Below are 16,822 nucleotides of genomic sequence, written 5' to 3'. Positions count from 1 at the left end.
CCGCCCGTGGCAGGCTGGGGCTGTGCGGCGGCTCCCGGTCCTCCTCCTCGTGGCGGCGCTGTGCGCCTGCTCCGGGCCCGCGCCGGCCGCACCCGCCGCGCCCCCGGTCAGCGGCGCCGCGCCCGCCGCGGCGCCCGTCCCGCCGGCCCCCGTGGTCGTCCTGGACCCGGGGCACAACGGCGGCAACGCCGCGCACCCGGAGCAGATCGCCGCGCCCGTCCCCGCGGGCGGCTTCGAGAAGCCCTGCAACACCACCGGGACCGCCACCGACGACGGGTACCCCGAGCACGCGTACGCCTTCGACGTCGCCCTGCGCGTCGCGGACCTGCTGCGCGCCGGCGGCGTCACGGTCGTGCTGACCCGCACCGACGACACCGGCGTCGGGCCCTGCGTCGACGCCCGCGCGGCCCTCGCCAACGACGCCGGCGCGGCCCTGGCGGTCTCGATCCACGCCGACGGTGCCCCCACGACCGCCACCGGCTACCACGTCGTCGAACCCGGGCCCGCGCCCGACGGCGGGAACGCCGCGGTCCTGGACGCCTCCGACGTGGCCGCGCGGGACCTGCTGGCGGCGTTCGGCGCGGCGACGGGCCTGCCGCGGGCCACCTACCTGGGCGACCTCGTCGAGCCGGGCCTGACGCGCCGCACCGACCTCGCCGGCCTCAACCTCGCGCGGACCCCGTCGGTCCTGCTGGAGTCGGGCAACATGCGCAACGCCGGGGAGGCCGCGCTGATGACCGACCCGGCCTGGCGCCAGCGCGCCGCGCAGGGGGTCGCCGACGGGGTCACGGCGTTCCTCGCGCGCAACACCCCCTAGGAGCGCTTACGGTGCGGGGGTGACCCTCGCGCCCGCAGACCCCGCCGTGGAACTCGTCGTGCTCCTGACCGACGACGGCACCCCGTGCGGCACCGCGCCCAAGGCCGACGTGCACCACACCAGCACCCCGCTGCACCTGGCGTTCTCCTGCTGGGTCTTCGACGACGCCGGCCGCACGCTGCTGACCCGCCGCGCCGCGGTGAAGCGCACCTGGCCGGGGGTGTGGACGAACTCGTTCTGCGGCCACCCCGGCCCGGGGGAGGAGCCGGCCGAGGCCGTCGCCCGGCGCGCCGTGCAGGAGCTGGGGACGCCCGTCACGGCCGTGGAGCCGCAGCTGCCGATGTTCCGCTACCGCGCGGTCATGCACGACGGGACCGTGGAGAACGAGATCTGCCCGGTCTTCTCGGCGCGGCTGGACGGGGAGCTGGACCCCGACCCGTCGGAGGTCGACGGGTCCCGCTGGGTGTCGCTGGAGCAGCTGCGCGCCGAGGTCGCCGCCGACCCGACGCCCTTCAGCCCGTGGATGCTGCTGCAGCTGCGCGAGCTCTGAGCGCCCGGGACGGCCGCCGCCGGGCGGGGGAGTACGTTCCCCCCGTGCTCGACCTGCGCGACGACGTCCTGGAGGACCACCCCGTCTTCGACGGCCACAACGACCTGCCCTGGCGGATCCGCGAGGACTACGGTTCCGACCCCGTCGCCGCCGGTCTCGCCGCGGGACAGCCGTCGCTGCACACCGACGTCCCGCGACTGCGGGCCGGCGGGGTGGGGGCCCAGTTCTGGTCGGTGTTCGTCCCCTCGCACTGGGACCACCCGACCGCGGTGACCGCCACGTTCGAGCAGATCGACCTCGTCCGCCGGCTCGTGCTGGCCCACCCCGACGTGTTCCGCTGGACCCCGACCGCGGCCGACGTCCGGGCCGCGGTGGCCGACGGGCTCATCGCCTCGCTGCCCGGCGCCGAAGGGGGGCAGAGCATCGCCGGTTCCCTGGGGGTGCTGCGGGAGCTGCGGCGCGCCGGCCTGGCCTACATGACGCTGACCCACAACGACAACACCCCGTGGGCGGCCTCGGCCACCGGTGAACCCGTCGACCACGGCCTCACCGGCTTCGGCCGCGAGGTCGTGGCCGAGATGAACCGCACCGGCGTCCTCGTCGACCTGTCGCACGTCCACGAACGCACCATGCACGACGCCCTGGACGTCACGACCCGGCCGGTGGTCTTCTCCCACTCCAGCGCCCGCGGCGTCACCGACCACCCGCGCAACGTCCCCGACGCGGTGCTGGAGCGCCTGCGGGTCAACGGGGGCGTCCTGATGGTCACGTTCGTGCCGGCCTTCGTGAACCAGGCCTGCGCCGACCACCGCGCCGCGACCGCGGCCGAGCAGGCGCGCCTGGGGCTGACCGGCGCCCCCTACGACCCCGAGGGCGACGCCGGGGCCCTGGCGCCCTACCGCGCGTGGCTGGACGCCAACCCCCGGCCCGTCGCGACCGTGGACGACGTCGTCGCCCACCTCGAGCACGCCCGGGAGGTCGTCGGGGTGGAGCACCTCGGCCTCGGCGGTGACTTCGACGGGGTCGACGAGCTCCCGGTCGGCCTCGGGGACGTCTCGTGCTACCCCGTGCTGCTGCGGGCGCTCGCCGACCGCGGCTGGTCGGCGGCCGACCTGCGGGGTCTGACCAGCGGGAACGTGCTGCGGGTCCTCGAGGCCGCGCAGGACGGCACGTCCGTGGACTGACCGCGCCCCGGGCGGGTCGGGCCTACCGGGGCAGGGCGCTGGCCTGCCAGGACCCCTGGCCGGGCACGGGCGCCAGGCCGAGGGTGTGGCGCGGATCGGACCACCGCGACCGCGGGGCCGGCAGCGGCGCCTGCGGGACCGGCCGCCGCAGCTGCGAGGTCAGCACGACCGTGAGGGCGGCGAGCTCCTCCGGTTCGGGGTTGCCCCGCTCGATCCGCAGCGCGGCGAGCAGTTCGGTGATGCCCTGGGCGGCGTCGTCGCTCACGAGGTCCTCCTGCGGGTGGGTCGTGGGTGGGCTGGAGGTCAGAGGGGGATGTTGCCGTGCTTCTTGGCCGGCAGCGTCGCGCGCTTGGTGGCCAGCGCCCGCAGGGCCCGCGCGACCTGCACGCGCGTCTGGCTCGGCGCGACCACCGCGTCGATGAAGCCGCGCTCGGCGGCCACGTAGGGGTTGGCCAGCTGCAGCTCGTAGTCGTCGACGAGCTCGCGGCGCTTGGCGTCGACGTCCTCACCGGCCTCGGCGGCGGCCTTCAGCGCGCCGCGCTGCAGGATGTTCACCGCGCCCTGCGCGCCCATGACGGCGATCTGCGCGCTGGGCCAGGCCAGGCACACGTCGGCGCCCATCTCCTTGGAGCCCATGACGATGTACGCGCCGCCGTACGCCTTGCGGGTGATGACCGTGACCAGCGGGACGGTCGCCTCGGCGTAGGCGTACAGCAGCTTCGCCCCGCGCCGGATGATGCCGTTCCACTCCTGGTCGGTGCCGGGCAGGAAGCCGGGGACGTCGACGAACGTCAGCACCGGCAGGTTGAACGCGTCGCACAGCCGCACGAACCGCGCGGCCTTCTCCGAGGCGTCGATGTCCAGCGTGCCCGCCAGCTGCTGCGGCTGGTTGGCGACGATGCCGACCGGGCGGCCCTCGATGCGCGCGAAGCCCGTGAGCACGTTGGGGGCGAACAGCTCGTGGACCTGGCAGAACTCCTCGTCGTCGACGATGGCGCCGATCACGGCGGTCATGTCGTACGGCTGGTTGGGGGAGTCCGGGACGATGCCGTCGAGCACCAGGTCGTCCTCGTCGACGACGAGGTCGCGCACGTGCTCGGGCGGCAGCAGCGGCGCCTCCGAGAGGTTGTTCGAGGGCAGGTAGGACAGGACCTCGCGCACGTAGGCGATGGCCTCGTCCTCGTCGGCGGCCAGGTGGTGGGCCACCCCCGAGCGGGTGGCGTGGGTGCGCCCGCCGCCGAGCTCCTCGAAGCCGACGTCCTCCCCGGTGACGGTGCGGATGACGTCCGGGCCCGTCACGAACATGTGCGAGGTCTCGTCGACCATCACGGTGAGGTCGGTCAGGGCGGGGGAGTAGACCGCCCCGCCGGCCGAGGGCCCCAGGATGAGGGAGACCTGCGGGACGACGCCGGAGGCGTGCACGTTGCGGCGGAAGATCCGCGCGTACTGCACGAGGGAGGCGACCCCCTCCTGGATGCGGGCGCCGCCGCCGTCGTTGATGCCGACGACGGGGCAGCCCGTCGTGGCGGCGAAGTCCTGCAGCTCGGCGATCTTGGCGCCGTGCTCCTCGCCCAGGGAGCCGCCGAAGGCCGTGAAGTCCTGCGCGTACACGCACACGGGGCGGCCGTCGACCGTGGCGTAGCCCGTCACGACGCCGTCGCCGTCGACGTGCTTGGCCGCCATCCCGAAGGCCGTCGCCCGGCTGCGGACCAGCCCGCCGCGCTCGACGAAGGAGCCCTCGTCCACGAGGGCCGCGATGCGCTCGCGGGCGGTCTTCTTGCCGCGGGGGTGCTGCTTGGCGGCGGCGCGCTCGTCGGCGGCCCGCACGGCGGCGTCCGTCCGGGCGTGCAGCCCCGCGAGCTGACCGGCCGTGGTCCGCGGGTCGAGCTGCTCGTCGATCGGCTGCGGGGTCTCCAGACTGCTCACGGAGGCGCAGCGTACGTGACAAGCGGGCCCCCGCGGTGAAGGCTGGGGGCGGCGCGAGCGGTAGCTTGACGTCGAGAGACATGCCCAGTGAGTCGGAGGGGACAAGCGCAGTGGCGAAGATCAAGGTCCAGGGTCCGGTCGTCGAGCTCGACGGTGACGAGATGACCCGCATCATCTGGCAGTTCATCAAGGACCGCCTGATCCACCCGTACCTCGACGTCGACCTGGAGTACTACGACCTCGGGGTCGAGCACCGCGACGCCACCGACGACCAGGTGACGATCGACGCGGCGCACGCCATCCAGAAGGCCGGCGTCGGCGTCAAGTGCGCCACCATCACGCCGGACGAGGCGCGCGTGGAGGAGTTCGGGCTCAAGAAGATGTGGCGGTCCCCGAACGGGACGATCCGCAACATCCTCGGCGGCGTGATCTTCCGCGAGCCGATCATCATCAGCAACATCCCGCGCCTGGTGCCGGGCTGGACCAAGCCGATCATCGTCGGCCGGCACGCCTACGGCGACCAGTACCGCGCCACCGACTTCAAGTTCCCCGGCGAGGGCACGCTGACCGTGACCTTCACCCCCAAGGACGGCGGGGAGCCCATCGAGCACGAGGTCTTCCAGGCGCCGGGCGCCGGCGTCTCGCTGTCGATGTACAACCTCGACAGCTCGATCTTCGACTTCGCCCGCGCGTCGCTCAACTACGGCCTCTCGCGCGGCTACCCGGTCTACCTGTCCACGAAGAACACGATCCTGAAGGCCTACGACGGCCGCTTCAAGGACATCTTCGAGGAGGTCTTCCAGAGCGAGTTCAAGGCGAAGTTCGACGAGGCCGGGATCACCTACGAGCACCGCCTCATCGACGACATGGTCGCCGCGTCCCTGAAGTGGGAGGGCGGCTACGTCTGGGCCTGCAAGAACTACGACGGCGACGTGCAGTCCGACACCGTCGCGCAGGGCTTCGGCTCCCTGGGCCTCATGACGTCGGTGCTGACCACCCCGGACGGCTCGGTCGTCGAGGCCGAGGCCGCGCACGGCACCGTGACGCGCCACTACCGCCAGCACCAGCAGGGCAAGCCGACGTCGACGAACCCGATCGCGTCGATCTACGCCTGGACCCGCGGGCTCGCGCACCGCGGCAAGCTGGACTCCACCCCCGAGGTGACCGGCTTCGCCGAGACGCTCGAGGACGTCGTCATCAAGACCGTCGAGAGCGGCAAGATGACCAAGGACCTCGCGCTGCTGGTGGGGCCGGACCAGGCCTGGCAGACGACCGAGGAGTTCCTCGGCTCCCTCGACGAGAACCTCGCCGCGCGCCTGGCCTGAGGCCGCGCGCACGGACGGCCCCGCACCCTCCCGGGTGCGGGGCCGTCCGGCGTCTCACAGGCTCTGGGTGGCGAAGGTGTCGCACTGGGCGGGGTCGCCCGTGCGCAGGCCCGTCGTGAACCACCGCTGCCGCTGCTCGGAGGTCCCGTGCGAGAAGCTGCCGGGGTCGACGCGGCCGCCGCCGAGGTTGGTCTGGATGAAGTCGTCGCCGATGCGGGCGGCGGCGTCCAGGGCCCGGTCGACGTCGTCCTGGGTGAGGTCGGAGATGAGCGGGGCGCCGGAGTCGTCCGGCACGGTCGTGGCGTGGTTGGCCCACGTCCCCGCGTAGCAGTCGGCCTGCAGCTCCAGGCGCACGCTGCCGCTGTCGGGGCCGGTGACCCCGGCCTGCACCTGGTCCGTCGTGCCCAGCAGGTGCTGCACGTGGTGGCCGTACTCGTGGGCCAGGACGTAGGCGTCCACGAAGGCGCCGCCCTCCGCGCCGAACCGGGAGGTCAGCTCGTCGAAGAACGACAGGTCCAGGTACACGAGCCGGTCGGCCGGGCAGTAGAACGGTCCCGTCCCCGACGAGGCCGCGCCGCAGCCGGTCTGCGTCGACCCCTGGAAGTAGACGGTGTCGGTCGGGACGTAGCGCGAGCCCAGCGTGGCGCCCCAGTAGTCCTGGATCGACTCGATGTCGGCGACGACGGCGCACTCGCGCCGCGCGTTGGCGTCGGCGCCCGTGCGGCACGAGGCGGCGAGCTGGGCGCCGTCGGCGGTCTGCACCTGCCCGGAGCCGAGCTGGTCGAAGACGGAGGCGCCCTGCTGGGCCGACCCGCCCGACCCGCCGCCGCCGAGGACCTGGAAGAGCACGAGGACCAGGATCCCCACGATCCCCAGGCCGCCCCCGCCGAGCGCGACGGTCCGTCCACCCCCGCCGCCGCGGCGGTCCTCGACCCCACCGGGGTCCAGGCTCGCGTCGTCCCGGTACCTCATGGCCGTCCCCCCTCGTTCGTGCGCGTACGGGGCGATCCTGCCGGAGGGGCCGCCGGTCGGCCCGCCGGACGGCTGCGCCACGGCCGCGAAGAGGCTGTTCGCGCAGGGGAGGTGGCCCACGCGCGCGCTCGCGGTCGGGCCGGCCTCCTCGACGTCGGCCCGGACGCGGTACGGCCCGGCGGGCACGTCCCCGGTGGCCACGTCGCAGGCCGTGAACCGCGCGCGCAGGGTGGTCCACGGCGACCTCCCGGATCCTCGGCCGCCGCGCTCCGCTGGGCGACGATCCGTCGCCGAGCGACGCCACGGTGACGGCGCGGAGGAAGGGGCGGCCGCCGCGCCCCGGCTGCGCCGGAGGGGGGCTCCCGGCGCGGGCGGGGGTCGCGGAGGCGGCACACTGACCCCGGTGCGCGGCGACAGGAGCCGCACCGAGAGCCCCCGAGGAGGTCGCCGTGCCCCGCCGCCGTCTGCCGCTGCCGTCGATGGGACGACGGGGCATGGTGCCCTCGCGCAACCTCGCCCTCGACGGGGCGATCCCCTCCGAGCCGATGGCCCGCGGCAGCAGCCTCATCGACAGCGGCGTCTACGAGGCCGGGCACCGCGTCGACTCCCCGACCGACCTCGTGAGCACCGTCCGCTCGCTGCGCCAGGTCGCCGGCCGCGTCGCGTGGATGGGGCTGTACCGGCCGGCGGAGGAGGAGCTGAACTCCCTGGCCGCCGAGTTCGGCCTGCACGAGCTCGCCGTCGAGGACGCCGTCCTGGCCCACCAGCGGCCCAAGCTGGAGCGCTACGGCTCGACGCTGTTCGTCGTGCTGCGGGCCGCCAGCTACGACGACGCCTCCGAGAAGGTCGAGTTCGGCGAGCTGCACCTGTTCATCGGCCACGACTTCGTCATCACCGTCCGGCACGCCGAGTCGCCCAGCATCGCGCCGGTCCGCAAGCGCCTGGAGGCGGACCCGGAGATGCTCGGGCGCGGCACCGAGGCGATCCTCTACGCGATCCTCGACACCGTGGTGGACGGCTACGGGCCGGTCCTGAGGGGCCTGGAGAACGACATCGACGAGATCGAGACCCAGGTGTTCACCGGGGACCCCACGGTCTCGCGGCGCATCTACGAGCTGTCGCAGGAGGTCGTGGACTTCCAGCGCGCGGTGACGCCCCTGAGCGCCATCCTTGCCGGTCTCAGCGGCGGCTTCACCAAGTACCGGGTGGACGAGGAGCTCCAGCGCTACCTGCGCGACGTGGCCGACCACGTCACGGTGGCCATCGAGCGCATCGAGAACTACCGCAACCAGCTGCGCGACATCCTCACGGTCAACGCGACCCTGGTCGGGCAGCGGCAGAACGAGGAGATGCGGTCGCTGACCGAAGCCAGCTTCGCCCAGAGCGAGGAGGTCAAGAAGATCTCCTCGTGGGCGGCCATCCTCTTCGCCCCCAGCCTCGTGGGGGGCATCTACGGCATGAACTTCACGCACATGCCCGAGCTGGACTGGCGGTACGGGTACCCGCTGGCGCTGGCGCTGATGCTCGGCCTGAGCGTCACGCTGTTCGTCATCTTCAAGAGGCGCGGCTGGTTGTGACGCGCGGGTCACCCGCTCCGCACCTAGCGTGAGGGGATGAACAGCCCCGCCGCCCGGTCGGTCGACTGGGCCATCGCCCGGTACCAACGCTCGCTGTCGCCCCGCAAGGGGTGGTCGTGCGCGCACCGCGTCGCCCACGGCGGGCCGTCCTGCTCGGCCGCGGTGCGCTCGTCCGTGCGCCGGCGCGGCGTGCTGGGGTCCCTCGCGCCGAGCGCGCTGCGCTTCCTGGCCTGCTACCGCGCCGCGCTGCTGCTGGCGCCGATGGAGGTGCAGGGGGTCTGCTGCCTGGGCGGCATCCCGATCCCGTTCCGCTTCGGGGGCCGGGGCCGCTGAGCCGTCCCGCCGGGGTCAGTCCCGGCCGCGCGCGGCCTGCTGCGCCTCGGGGGCGGTGAGGTCGACGGTCGCGTCGGCGGCGTCGCTGCGGGCCTTCTCCACCGGCTGCCCCTCGCGGGAGGCGGCGGTCGTCCCGGTGTCGCCGGTCAGCCCCCGGTAGGCCAGGCCCGCGACGGCGGCGCCGACGAGCGGGGCGACCCAGAACGCCCACAGCTGGGTCAGCGCCCAGCCGCCGACGAAGAGGGCCTGCCCGGTGGAGCGGGCCGGGTTCACCGAGGTGTTCGTGACGGGGATGCCCACGAGGTGGATGGCCACCAGCGCCAGGCCGATCGCCAGGGGGGCGAAGCCCTGCGGGGCGCGCCGGTCGGTGGACCCGAGGATCACCAGGACGAAGAAGGCCGTCAGGACGACCTCGGCCAGCAGGCCGGCGGCCAGGGAGTACCCGCCGGGGGAGTGCTCGCCGTACCCGTTCGCGGCGAACCCCGACTCCGAGGCCGAGAAGCCCGCCTTCCCGCTCGCCACCGCGTACAGGACCGCGGCCGCGGCGGTGGCGGCGACGACCTGGGTGACGACGTAGGGCAGGAAGTCGCGCGCGGGCAGCCGCCGGGCCAGCAGCAGGCCGAGGGAGACGGCGGGGTTGAAGTGGCCGCCGGACAGGTGCCCGACGGCGTAGGCCATCGTCACGACGGCCAGGCCGAAGGCGGCGGAGACGCCGAACAGCCCGATGCCGGTCGCGTTGGCGTCGTCGGGGAAGGCCGCGGCGAGCACGGCCGAGCCGCAGCCGATGAGCACGAGCCAGAAGGTGCCGAGGAACTCGGCGGTCAGGCGGCGGGACAGGGTGCTGGGCACGGTCATCTCCTCGCTGCTGGAAGATCACGCTACGTGACGAGAGTCTGCCGACGGTGGCCGATCACGACAAGGCACGAAACGGCAACGGTGACGAGAACACCGCCCGGACCCCCGGTGACGCCCGCCCCGGCCGCCCCTTCCGACGACCGGCGCGACGACCGGCGCGGCCTCAGCGGAAGACGACCGTCCGCCGCCCGTCCAGCAGCACCCGCTGCTCGGCGTGCCAGCGCACCGCGCGGGCCAGCGTCCGCGCCTCGACGTCCTGGCCGATCCGGACCAGCTCGGCGGCCGTGGCCCGGTGGTCGACCCGCTCGATCTCCTGCTCGATGATCGGCCCCTCGTCCAGGTCGGCCGTCACGTAGTGCGCCGTCGCCCCGATGATCTTCACGCCCCGCGCGTGCGCCTGGTGGTACGGCTTGGCGCCCTTGAAGCTCGGCAGGAACGAGTGGTGGATGTTGATCGCGCGACCGGCCAGGCTGCGGCACAGGTCGTCGGACAGGACCTGCATGTACCGGGCCAGCACGACCAGCTCCGCGCCGTGCTCCTGCACCAGCTCCAGCAGCCGCGCCTCACCGGCCGCCTTCGACGCCGCGTCGCCGGTCACGACCGGCACGTGCACGAACGGCAGGCCGTAGAACTCCGCCAGCGGCTGCAGGTCGGTGTGGTTGGAGACCACCGCGCGGATGTCGACCGGCAGGTGCCCCGAGCGGTGCCGGAACAGCAGGTCGTTGAGGCAGTGGCCCTGCTTGGAGCACATCACCAGCGTCGGCAGCGGGACGTCGGCCGCCGACAGCGTCCAGTCGACGTCGAACCGGTGCGCCACGACCTCCAGGTTGGCGCGCAGCGCCTCCTCGCTGGCCGACGCGTCGAAGGCCACCCGCAGGAAGAACAGCCCCGTGTCCGGGTCCCCGTACTGCTGGCTCTCGGTGATGTTCGCGTCCAGGGCGACGAGGGCACCCGTCACCGCGTGGACGATGCCGGGACGGTCGGGGCAGGACAGGGTCAGGACCCTCGGGCGCGTGCTCACCCGTCGAAGCCTAGGCTGACCCCGTGTCAGAACCCGAAGCGGTAGCGCTCGCCGTGCAGGCTGGAGCCACCGTCTTCTCCGGAGAGAAGTCGACCCTCGTGCAGACCGGGCCCCGCCCGCCGGTGCCCGGCGGCTCGGGGCTGGAGCAGCTGCGCCGCGCCGCCGCGGCCCTCGAGCGCGCCGACCCCGACGTCGTCGTCGCCGGTGCCGTCCCCTTCGACCTGACCCGGCCCGGGTCCCTGCGCCTGGGCCCGGCCCGGACGGCGCCCGGCCCGCTGCCCCTGCCGCTGCCCGGCGCGCGCGGGCAGGTGACCGTGGCGCGCAGCCGCCCGGTGCCCCCGCCGTCGGGGTACGCCGACGCCGTGCGCGCCGGGCTGGCGCAGATCCGCGCCGGCCGGGTCGACAAGGTCGTCCTGGCCCGCACCCTGCAGCTGGAGGCCCTCGACGACTGGTCGATCCCCGACCTGCTGTCCGAGCTCGTCAGCCGCAACCCCTCGGCCACGGCGCTCGCCGTCCCGCTGGACGACCCCGCCGACCGGCAGGCCCGCTGGCTGGTCGGGGCGACCCCGGAGCTGCTCCTGCGCCGCCGCGGGCCCAGCGTCCTGCTGCGGCCCATGGCCGGGTCGATCCCGCGCTCGCCCGAACCGGACGAGGACATCCGCCGCTCCGACGCCCTCCTGACCTCCGACAAGGACCGCCGCGAGCACCGGTTCGTCGTCGACGCGGTCGTCGAGGCGCTGTCGCCGTTCTGCCGGACCATCACCGCCCCCGAGCCCGAGCTCGTGGCCACCCCGGCGGTCTGGCACCTGGCGACCCGCATCACCGCGCTGCTCAACGACACCGCCACCACGTCGGTCGACCTGGTCGCCGCGCTGCACCCGACCCCGGCCGTCGGCGGCTCGCCGCGGAAGGCGGCCCTGGAGGTCATCGGCGAGGTCGAGGGCCTGGACCGGGGCTGCTACGCCGGTGCGGTCGGCTGGCAGGACGTCCACGGCGACGGGGAGTGGGTCGTCGCGGTGCGCTGCGCGGAGGTGAAGGGCCGCACGCTGCGCATCTTCGCGGGCGCGGGCATCGTCGAGGGGTCCGACCCCGACGCCGAGGTCGTCGAGACCGCGGCCAAGATGCGCACCGTCCTGGACGCGGCCACCTCCCGGTAGCGGACGGGTGGAGCTCGTGGCCGCGGTGCGCCCGGCTGGGCTAACCTGGCCGGGCCGCGACTGGCGTCGAGGTGGGTCACCACCGGGGAGCGGCAACGGGCCCGTCGTCCTGCCGGGTGGGGGCCCGCCGTTCACGGGGTCGTCCGCCTGGGCTCCGCGTCGCCACCACCGCCCGCCGTACGAGGAGCGAACGTGACCGACGTCCAGCCCACCACCACCCCCGGTGTGACCGACCTGCCCCTGAGCGAGGTCGACCCCGAGATCGCCGCCGTGCTCGACGCCGAGCTCGGCCGTCAGCGCGACACCCTCGAGATGATCGCCAGCGAGAACTTCGCCCCGCGCGCCGTCCTCGAGGCGCAGGGGTCGGTCCTGACCAACAAGTACGCCGAGGGGTACCCCGGCAAGCGCTACTACGGCGGCTGCGAGCACGTCGACGTGGCCGAGGAGCTGGCCCGCACGCGCGTCAAGGAGCTGTTCGGCGCCGAGCACGCCAACGTCCAGCCCCACTCCGGCGCCACGGCCAACGCGGCCGCCATGCACGCCCTCATCCGCGGCGGCGACGGCATCCTGGGCCTGGAGCTGGCCCACGGCGGCCACCTCACGCACGGCATGAAGATCAACTTCTCGGGCCGGATGTACGACGTGTCCGCCTACGGCGTGGACCCCAAGACGTTCCGGGTCGACATGGACGTCGTGCGCGCCACCGCCCTGGAGGCGCGCCCGAAGCTCATCATCGCCGGCTGGTCGGCCTACCCCCGCCACCTCGACTTCGAGGCGTTCCGCTCCATCGCCGACGAGGTCGGCGCGTACCTCATGGTCGACATGGCGCACTTCGCGGGCCTCGTCGCCGCCGGGCTGCACCCCAGCCCCGTCCCGCACGCCGACGTGGTGACCTCCACCGTCCACAAGACGCTGGCCGGGCCCCGCTCGGGCGTCATCCTCAGCAAGGCCGAGCACGCCAAGAAGATCGACTCCGCCGTGTTCCCGGGCCAGCAGGGCGGTCCGCTCATGCACGTCATCGCGGGCAAGGCCGTCGCCTTCAAGGTCGCCGGCTCGCCCGAGTTCGCCGAGCGCCAGCGCCGCACCCTGGAGGGCGCGCAGATCGTCGCCGAGCGCCTCACCGCCCCCGACGCCGTCGAGGCGGGCATCTCCGTCCTGACCGGCGGCACCGACGTCCACCTCGTCCTGGTGGACCTGCGCGACTCGCAGCTGAACGGCCAGGAGGCCGAGGACCGCCTCCACGAGGTCGGCATCACCGTCAACCGCAACGCGGTGCCCTTCGACCCGCGCCCGCCGATGGTCACCTCCGGCCTGCGCATCGGCACCCCGGCGCTGGCGACCCGCGGTTTCGGGGCGGCCGAGTTCACCGAGGTCGCCGACGTCATCGCCTCGGCCCTCAAGCCGGAGTTCGACGCCGACGCCCTGCGCGCCCGCGTCGCCAAGCTCACGGCCGAGTTCCCGCTGTACCCCTCGGCCGGGTCGTTCGCGTGAGCGCCGTCGTCCTCGACGGGAGGGCCGCCGCGGCGGCCGTCAAGGCCGACCTGACCGAGCGCGTGGCCAAGCTGCGCGAGCACGGCGTCGTCCCCGGCCTGGGCACAGTCCTGGTCGGCGACGACCCGGGGTCGGCCAGCTACGTGCGCGGCAAGCACCGCGACTGCGCCGAGGTCGGCATCGCCTCGATCCAGGTCGAGCTGCCCGCCAACGCCACGCAGGGCGAGATCGAGTCCGAGATCGCCCAGCTGAACGCGAACCCGGACTGCACGGGGTTCATCGTCCAGCTGCCGCTGCCGCGGGGCATCGACGCCAACGCCGTCCTGGAGATGGTGGACCCGGCCAAGGACGCCGACGGCCTGCACCCGACGAACCTGGGCCGGCTGGTGCTGCGGGTGAAGGAGGAGATCACCTCCCCGCTGCCGTGCACCCCGCGCGGGGTCATCGACCTGCTCCTGCGCCACGACGTCCCCCTCGACGGGGCCGAGGTCGTCGTCGTGGGCCGCGGCGTCACGGTCGGGCGGCCCATCGGGCTGCTGCTGACCCGGCGTCACCCGAACGCGACGGTCACGCTGTGCCACACCGGCACGAAGAACCTCGACGAGCACCTGCGGCGGGCCGACGTCGTCGTCGCCGCGGCCGGGGTCCCCGGTCTGGTCACGAAGGAGAACGTCAAGCCGGGCGCCGCGGTGCTCGACGTGGGCGTCTCCCGGGTGTTCGACGAGGCGAGCGGCAAGAGCAAGCTGACCGGCGACGTCGCGCTCGACGTGGCCGAGGTCGCGGGGTTCATGGCCCCCAACCCCGGCGGGGTCGGGCCCATGACGCGCGCCCTGCTGCTGACCAACGTGGTCGAGTCGGCCGAACGGGCCGCGGGCCTGCGCTGAGCACGGGTGCCCGGCCCCTCCCGTCGGAGGGGTCGGGTACCGTCCGCGGGTGCCTGCGAAGAAGAAGCTGCTGACCGTCGCGACGGTCAACGTCAACGGCGTGCGCGCCGCCGTGCGCCGCGGGATGCACCCGTGGCTGGCCGAGCGCGACCCCGACGTCCTGCTGCTGCAGGAGGTCCGCGCCCCCGACGACGAACTGCGCAAGGCCCTGCCGGGGTACCCCCACGTCGCCCACACCGAGGCCGCCGCCAAGGGCCGCGCCGGGGTCGCGGTCGCGACGCGGGCCGAGTTCTCCGCCGTGCGCATCGGGTTCGCCCACGACCCGCACTTCGAGACGTCCGGCCGCTGGGTCGAGGTGGACGTCGACACCGCGATCGGGCCGGTGACCCTCGTCAGCGCCTACGTGCACTCCGGTGAGGTCGGCAGCCCGCAGCAGGACGACAAGTACCGGTTCCTCGACGCCATGGACGTGCGGCTGGCCGAGCTGGGCCGGGCCGCGCAGGACACCGGCCGCGAGGCCCTCGTCGCGGGCGACCTCAACGTCGGGCACACCGAGCGGGACATCAGGAACTGGAAGGGCAACCGCGGCAAGGCCGGTTTCCTGGAGGACGAGCGCGCCCACTTCGACCACTGGTTCGGGGACCTGGGCTGGGTCGACACCCAGCGCCGCGTCGCGGGGGACGTCGACGGGCCGTACGCGTGGTGGAGCTGGCGCGGCCAGGCCTTCGACCGGGACACCGGCTGGCGCATCGACTACCAGCTCGTCACCCCCGGGCTGGCGGAGCGGCTGCAGACGGTGCGGACCGACCGCGCCGCCAGCTACGCCGAGCGGTTCTCCGACCACGCCCCCGTCGTGGCGACCTACCGCGCCTGACCCGGCCGCCAGCGCTGGCGCACCCGGCCCCGCGGGAGCACCCTGGTCACCAGGGTCCAGCCGGCGGCCCGTCGACGACGGCGGCCCACGGCCGCGGCGGGAGGCGGCACGTGCGCGCCATGGTGTACCGAGGGCCGTACCGGGTCCGGGTGGAGGAGAAGGACGTCCCCCGGATCGAGCACCCGAACGACGCCGTCGTGCGCGTCGAGCTCGCGGCGATCTGCGGGTCCGACCTGCACCTGTACCACGGGCTCATGCCCGACACCCGCGTCGGGACGACGTTCGGGCACGAGTTCATCGGGGTGGTCGACAGCGTCGGCCCCTCGGTGCGCAACCTCGTCCCCGGCGACCGCGTGATGGTGCCGTTCAACATCTCCTGCGGGTCCTGCTTCTACTGCGCGCGCGGGATGCTCGCCAACTGCCACAACGTCAACCCGAACGCCACGGCCGTCGGCGGGATCTACGGCTACTCCCACACCACCGGCGGCTACGACGGCGGTCAGGCCGAGTACGTGCGCGTGCCGTTCGCCGACGTCGGTCCCGTCAAGGTCCCGGAGTGGATGCACTCCGAGGACGCCGTCCTGCTGACCGACGCGACGGCCACCGGGTACTTCGGCGCCCAGCTCGGCGACATCCGCGAGGGTGACGTCGTCGTGGTCTTCGGCGCCGGCCCGGTCGGGCTGGTGGCCGCGAAGTCGGCGTGGCTCATGGGGGCCGGGCGCGTCATCGTCGTCGACCACCTGGAGTACCGGCTGGAGAAGGCCAGGACGTTCGCGCACGCCGAGACGGTGAACTTCGCCGAGCACGACGACGTCGTCGTCCACCTCAAGCGGATCACCGACCACCTCGGCGCCGACGTGGCGATCGACTGCGTGGGGGCCGAGGCGGACGGCAACTTCCTGCAGCACGTCACCGGCACCAAGCTGAAGCTGCAGGGCGGTTCGCCCGTCGCGCTGAACTGGGCCATCGACGCGGTGCGCAAGGGCGCGACGATCTCCGTCATGGGAGCCTACGGCCCGGTCCCGAGCGCCGTGAAGTTCGGCGACGCCATGAACAAGGGCCTGACGCTGCGGATGAACCAGTGCCCGGTGAAGCGGCAGTGGCCGCGCCTGTTCGAGCACGTCCGCAACGGGTACCTGCGCCCGCGCGACCTCGTGACCCACCGCATCCCGCTGGAGGACATCGCGGAGGGGTACCACCTCTTCTCCTCCAAGCTCGACGGCATCGTCAAGCCGCTCATCGTCCCCACCGCCGCCTGAGGAGGCCACCGTGGCGTACTGGCCCCAGAAACCCCCGCTGCCCGAGACGAGCGAGCAGCTGCGCGCCCGCATCCCCGGCTGGGGCGTCGACCTGGACCCGAAGGACCGCCCCGCCGTCCCGCAGGAGGTGTTCGACCCGGCCGGCTACGGCGCGCACTGGGAGTTCCCCGACCGCCAGCCGGAGGGGTACGGCCCGCGCGAGCGGTCGGTCGAGCACGCGTTCCTGCCGCCGGTGTTCGGCACCACCGCCCCCCTGCACGGGGTGTCCGGCCGCATCCGGCGGTTCGCCTACGACCGGTTCAGCGAGGGCCGCAACGCGCACTGGCTGCTGCTCATCGCCGCCGACCGCGTCGACACGTTCGAGGGTCTGCTCACGGCCGCGGCGAGCGGGCGCCCCGACGACCCCGTCACCGAGAGCGGTGTCCTGGCCGAAGCCGGCCACCACCCGGTGGGCTCGCGGGCCGGCCGCGTCGACGCGCACCACCAGTGGATCGACCCGGTCGTGGTGGCCGGGCCGTGGGTGGCCGCCGCGGCGGGGGTGGCCGTGGCGGGGGCGGCGGTGGTGCGGCGGCTGACCCGGTAGGACCGCCGGACCCC

17 protein-coding genes are annotated in these 16,822 nt (G+C 74.0%); 12 read left to right on the top strand and 5 right to left on the bottom strand.

From position 1 onward, the window contains the following. Window positions 1-22: 22 nt before the first annotated feature. The 3 genes from BJ968_RS07300 to BJ968_RS07290 are packed head-to-tail and all read left to right on the top strand — an operon-like array spanning window position 23 to window position 2,551. Window positions 23-817: an N-acetylmuramoyl-L-alanine amidase gene (locus tag BJ968_RS07300; protein WP_179750530.1), complete on the top strand. Its 795-nt coding sequence runs from the start codon at window positions 23-25 to the stop codon at window positions 815-817. Between the two features lie 19 nt (window positions 818-836). After that, window positions 837-1,367, top strand: coding sequence for an isopentenyl-diphosphate Delta-isomerase (idi, locus tag BJ968_RS07295; RefSeq protein WP_179750528.1), 531 nt, complete (start codon window positions 837-839; stop codon window positions 1,365-1,367). Between the two features lie 44 nt (window positions 1,368-1,411). Continuing rightward, a complete protein-coding gene (locus tag BJ968_RS07290) occupies window positions 1,412-2,551 on the top strand; it encodes a membrane dipeptidase (RefSeq protein WP_179750526.1) in 1,140 nt (379 codons plus the stop codon). 22 nt (window positions 2,552-2,573) lie between these two features. Here BJ968_RS07290 and BJ968_RS24240 read toward each other — a convergent pair whose 3' ends face one another. Both BJ968_RS24240 and BJ968_RS07280 read right to left on the bottom strand, forming a co-directional pair. Further along, window positions 2,574-2,816, bottom strand: a complete 243-nt coding sequence (locus BJ968_RS24240) for an acyl-CoA carboxylase subunit epsilon (protein WP_218884906.1) — start codon at window positions 2,814-2,816, stop codon at window positions 2,574-2,576. Between the two features lie 38 nt (window positions 2,817-2,854). Continuing rightward, on the bottom strand, window positions 2,855-4,477 hold the full coding sequence (locus tag BJ968_RS07280) for a carboxyl transferase domain-containing protein (protein ID WP_179750524.1): 1,623 nt from the start codon (window positions 4,475-4,477) through the stop codon (window positions 2,855-2,857). Window positions 4,478-4,587: 110 nt separating this feature from the next. Here BJ968_RS07280 and BJ968_RS07275 point away from each other — a divergent pair, with 110 nt between their 5' ends. Continuing rightward, window positions 4,588-5,802, top strand: a complete 1,215-nt coding sequence (locus tag BJ968_RS07275; RefSeq protein WP_179750522.1) for an NADP-dependent isocitrate dehydrogenase — start codon at window positions 4,588-4,590, stop codon at window positions 5,800-5,802. A 54-nt stretch (window positions 5,803-5,856) separates the two neighbouring features. Here BJ968_RS07275 and ypfJ read toward each other — a convergent pair whose 3' ends face one another. Beyond that, window positions 5,857-6,774 (bottom strand): KPN_02809 family neutral zinc metallopeptidase, encoded by a 918-nt coding sequence (gene ypfJ / locus BJ968_RS07270; RefSeq protein WP_179756346.1) that lies wholly within the window; start codon window positions 6,772-6,774, stop codon window positions 5,857-5,859. 479 nt (window positions 6,775-7,253) lie between these two features. On the opposite strand from ypfJ, the gene corA reads away from it, so the two are divergent. Both corA and yidD read left to right on the top strand, forming a co-directional pair. Beyond that, window positions 7,254-8,351, top strand: a complete 1,098-nt coding sequence (corA, locus tag BJ968_RS07265; RefSeq protein ID WP_179756344.1) for a magnesium/cobalt transporter CorA — start codon at window positions 7,254-7,256, stop codon at window positions 8,349-8,351. Window positions 8,352-8,387: 36 nt separating this feature from the next. Then, the gene (yidD, locus tag BJ968_RS07260; RefSeq protein WP_179750520.1) at window positions 8,388-8,684 is read left to right on the top strand and encodes a membrane protein insertion efficiency factor YidD; all 297 of its coding nucleotides are present in this window, start codon (window positions 8,388-8,390) and stop codon (window positions 8,682-8,684) included. A 15-nt stretch (window positions 8,685-8,699) separates the two neighbouring features. Here yidD and aqpZ read toward each other — a convergent pair whose 3' ends face one another. Next, window positions 8,700-9,521, bottom strand: a complete 822-nt coding sequence (gene aqpZ / locus BJ968_RS07255; RefSeq protein WP_179756342.1) for an aquaporin Z — start codon at window positions 9,519-9,521, stop codon at window positions 8,700-8,702. Window positions 9,522-9,702: 181 nt separating this feature from the next. Next, a complete protein-coding gene (gene purU / locus BJ968_RS07250) occupies window positions 9,703-10,590 on the bottom strand; it encodes a formyltetrahydrofolate deformylase (RefSeq protein ID WP_218885601.1) in 888 nt (295 codons plus the stop codon). Here purU and BJ968_RS07245 point away from each other — a divergent pair. The 6 genes from BJ968_RS07245 (at window position 10,584) to BJ968_RS07220 (ending at window position 16,808) form a co-directional block, all read left to right on the top strand. Beyond that, complete coding sequence (locus BJ968_RS07245) at window positions 10,584-11,717, top strand: isochorismate synthase (RefSeq protein ID WP_179750515.1); 1,134 nt, start codon at window positions 10,584-10,586, stop codon at window positions 11,715-11,717. The genes purU and BJ968_RS07245 overlap by 7 nt on opposite strands. Window positions 11,718-11,909: 192 nt before the next feature. After that, entirely contained in the window at window positions 11,910-13,208 is a 1,299-nt protein-coding gene (glyA, locus tag BJ968_RS07240; RefSeq protein WP_343077878.1) for a serine hydroxymethyltransferase, read from the top strand. Next, entirely contained in the window at window positions 13,205-14,092 is an 888-nt protein-coding gene (locus tag BJ968_RS07235; protein ID WP_179750513.1) for a bifunctional methylenetetrahydrofolate dehydrogenase/methenyltetrahydrofolate cyclohydrolase, read from the top strand. Before glyA ends, BJ968_RS07235 begins: the two co-directional genes overlap by 4 nt. A gap of 49 nt (window positions 14,093-14,141) precedes the next feature. After that, the gene (locus BJ968_RS07230; RefSeq protein ID WP_179750511.1) at window positions 14,142-14,966 is read left to right on the top strand and encodes an exodeoxyribonuclease III; all 825 of its coding nucleotides are present in this window, start codon (window positions 14,142-14,144) and stop codon (window positions 14,964-14,966) included. A gap of 110 nt (window positions 14,967-15,076) precedes the next feature. Continuing rightward, on the top strand, window positions 15,077-16,225 hold the full coding sequence (locus BJ968_RS07225) for an alcohol dehydrogenase catalytic domain-containing protein (protein WP_179750509.1): 1,149 nt from the start codon (window positions 15,077-15,079) through the stop codon (window positions 16,223-16,225). 10 nt (window positions 16,226-16,235) lie between these two features. After that, window positions 16,236-16,808 carry a hypothetical protein gene (locus tag BJ968_RS07220; RefSeq protein WP_179750507.1) on the top strand — a complete coding sequence of 191 codons (573 nt, stop codon included), beginning with the start codon at window positions 16,236-16,238 and terminating at the stop codon, window positions 16,806-16,808. Window positions 16,809-16,822 lie beyond the last annotated feature (14 nt).

The sequence above is a fragment of the Kineococcus aurantiacus genome (assembly GCF_013409345.1).
Classification (GTDB): Bacteria; Actinomycetota; Actinomycetes; order Actinomycetales; family Kineococcaceae; genus Kineococcus; species Kineococcus aurantiacus.
Note: the sequence above shows the minus strand (reverse complement) of the source record. Positions and strands in the feature narration are given on the sequence as shown.

Coding starts and splice junctions, on each gene's coding strand:
- yidD (WP_179750520.1), top strand. CDS start 8,388: ATGAACAGCCCCGCCGCCCGGTCGGTCGACTGGGCCATCGCCCGGTAC.
- corA (WP_179756344.1), top strand. CDS start 7,254: ATGGGACGACGGGGCATGGTGCCCTCGCGCAACCTCGCCCTCGACGGG.
- ypfJ (WP_179756346.1), bottom strand. CDS start 6,774: ATGAGGTACCGGGACGACGCGAGCCTGGACCCCGGTGGGGTCGAGGAC.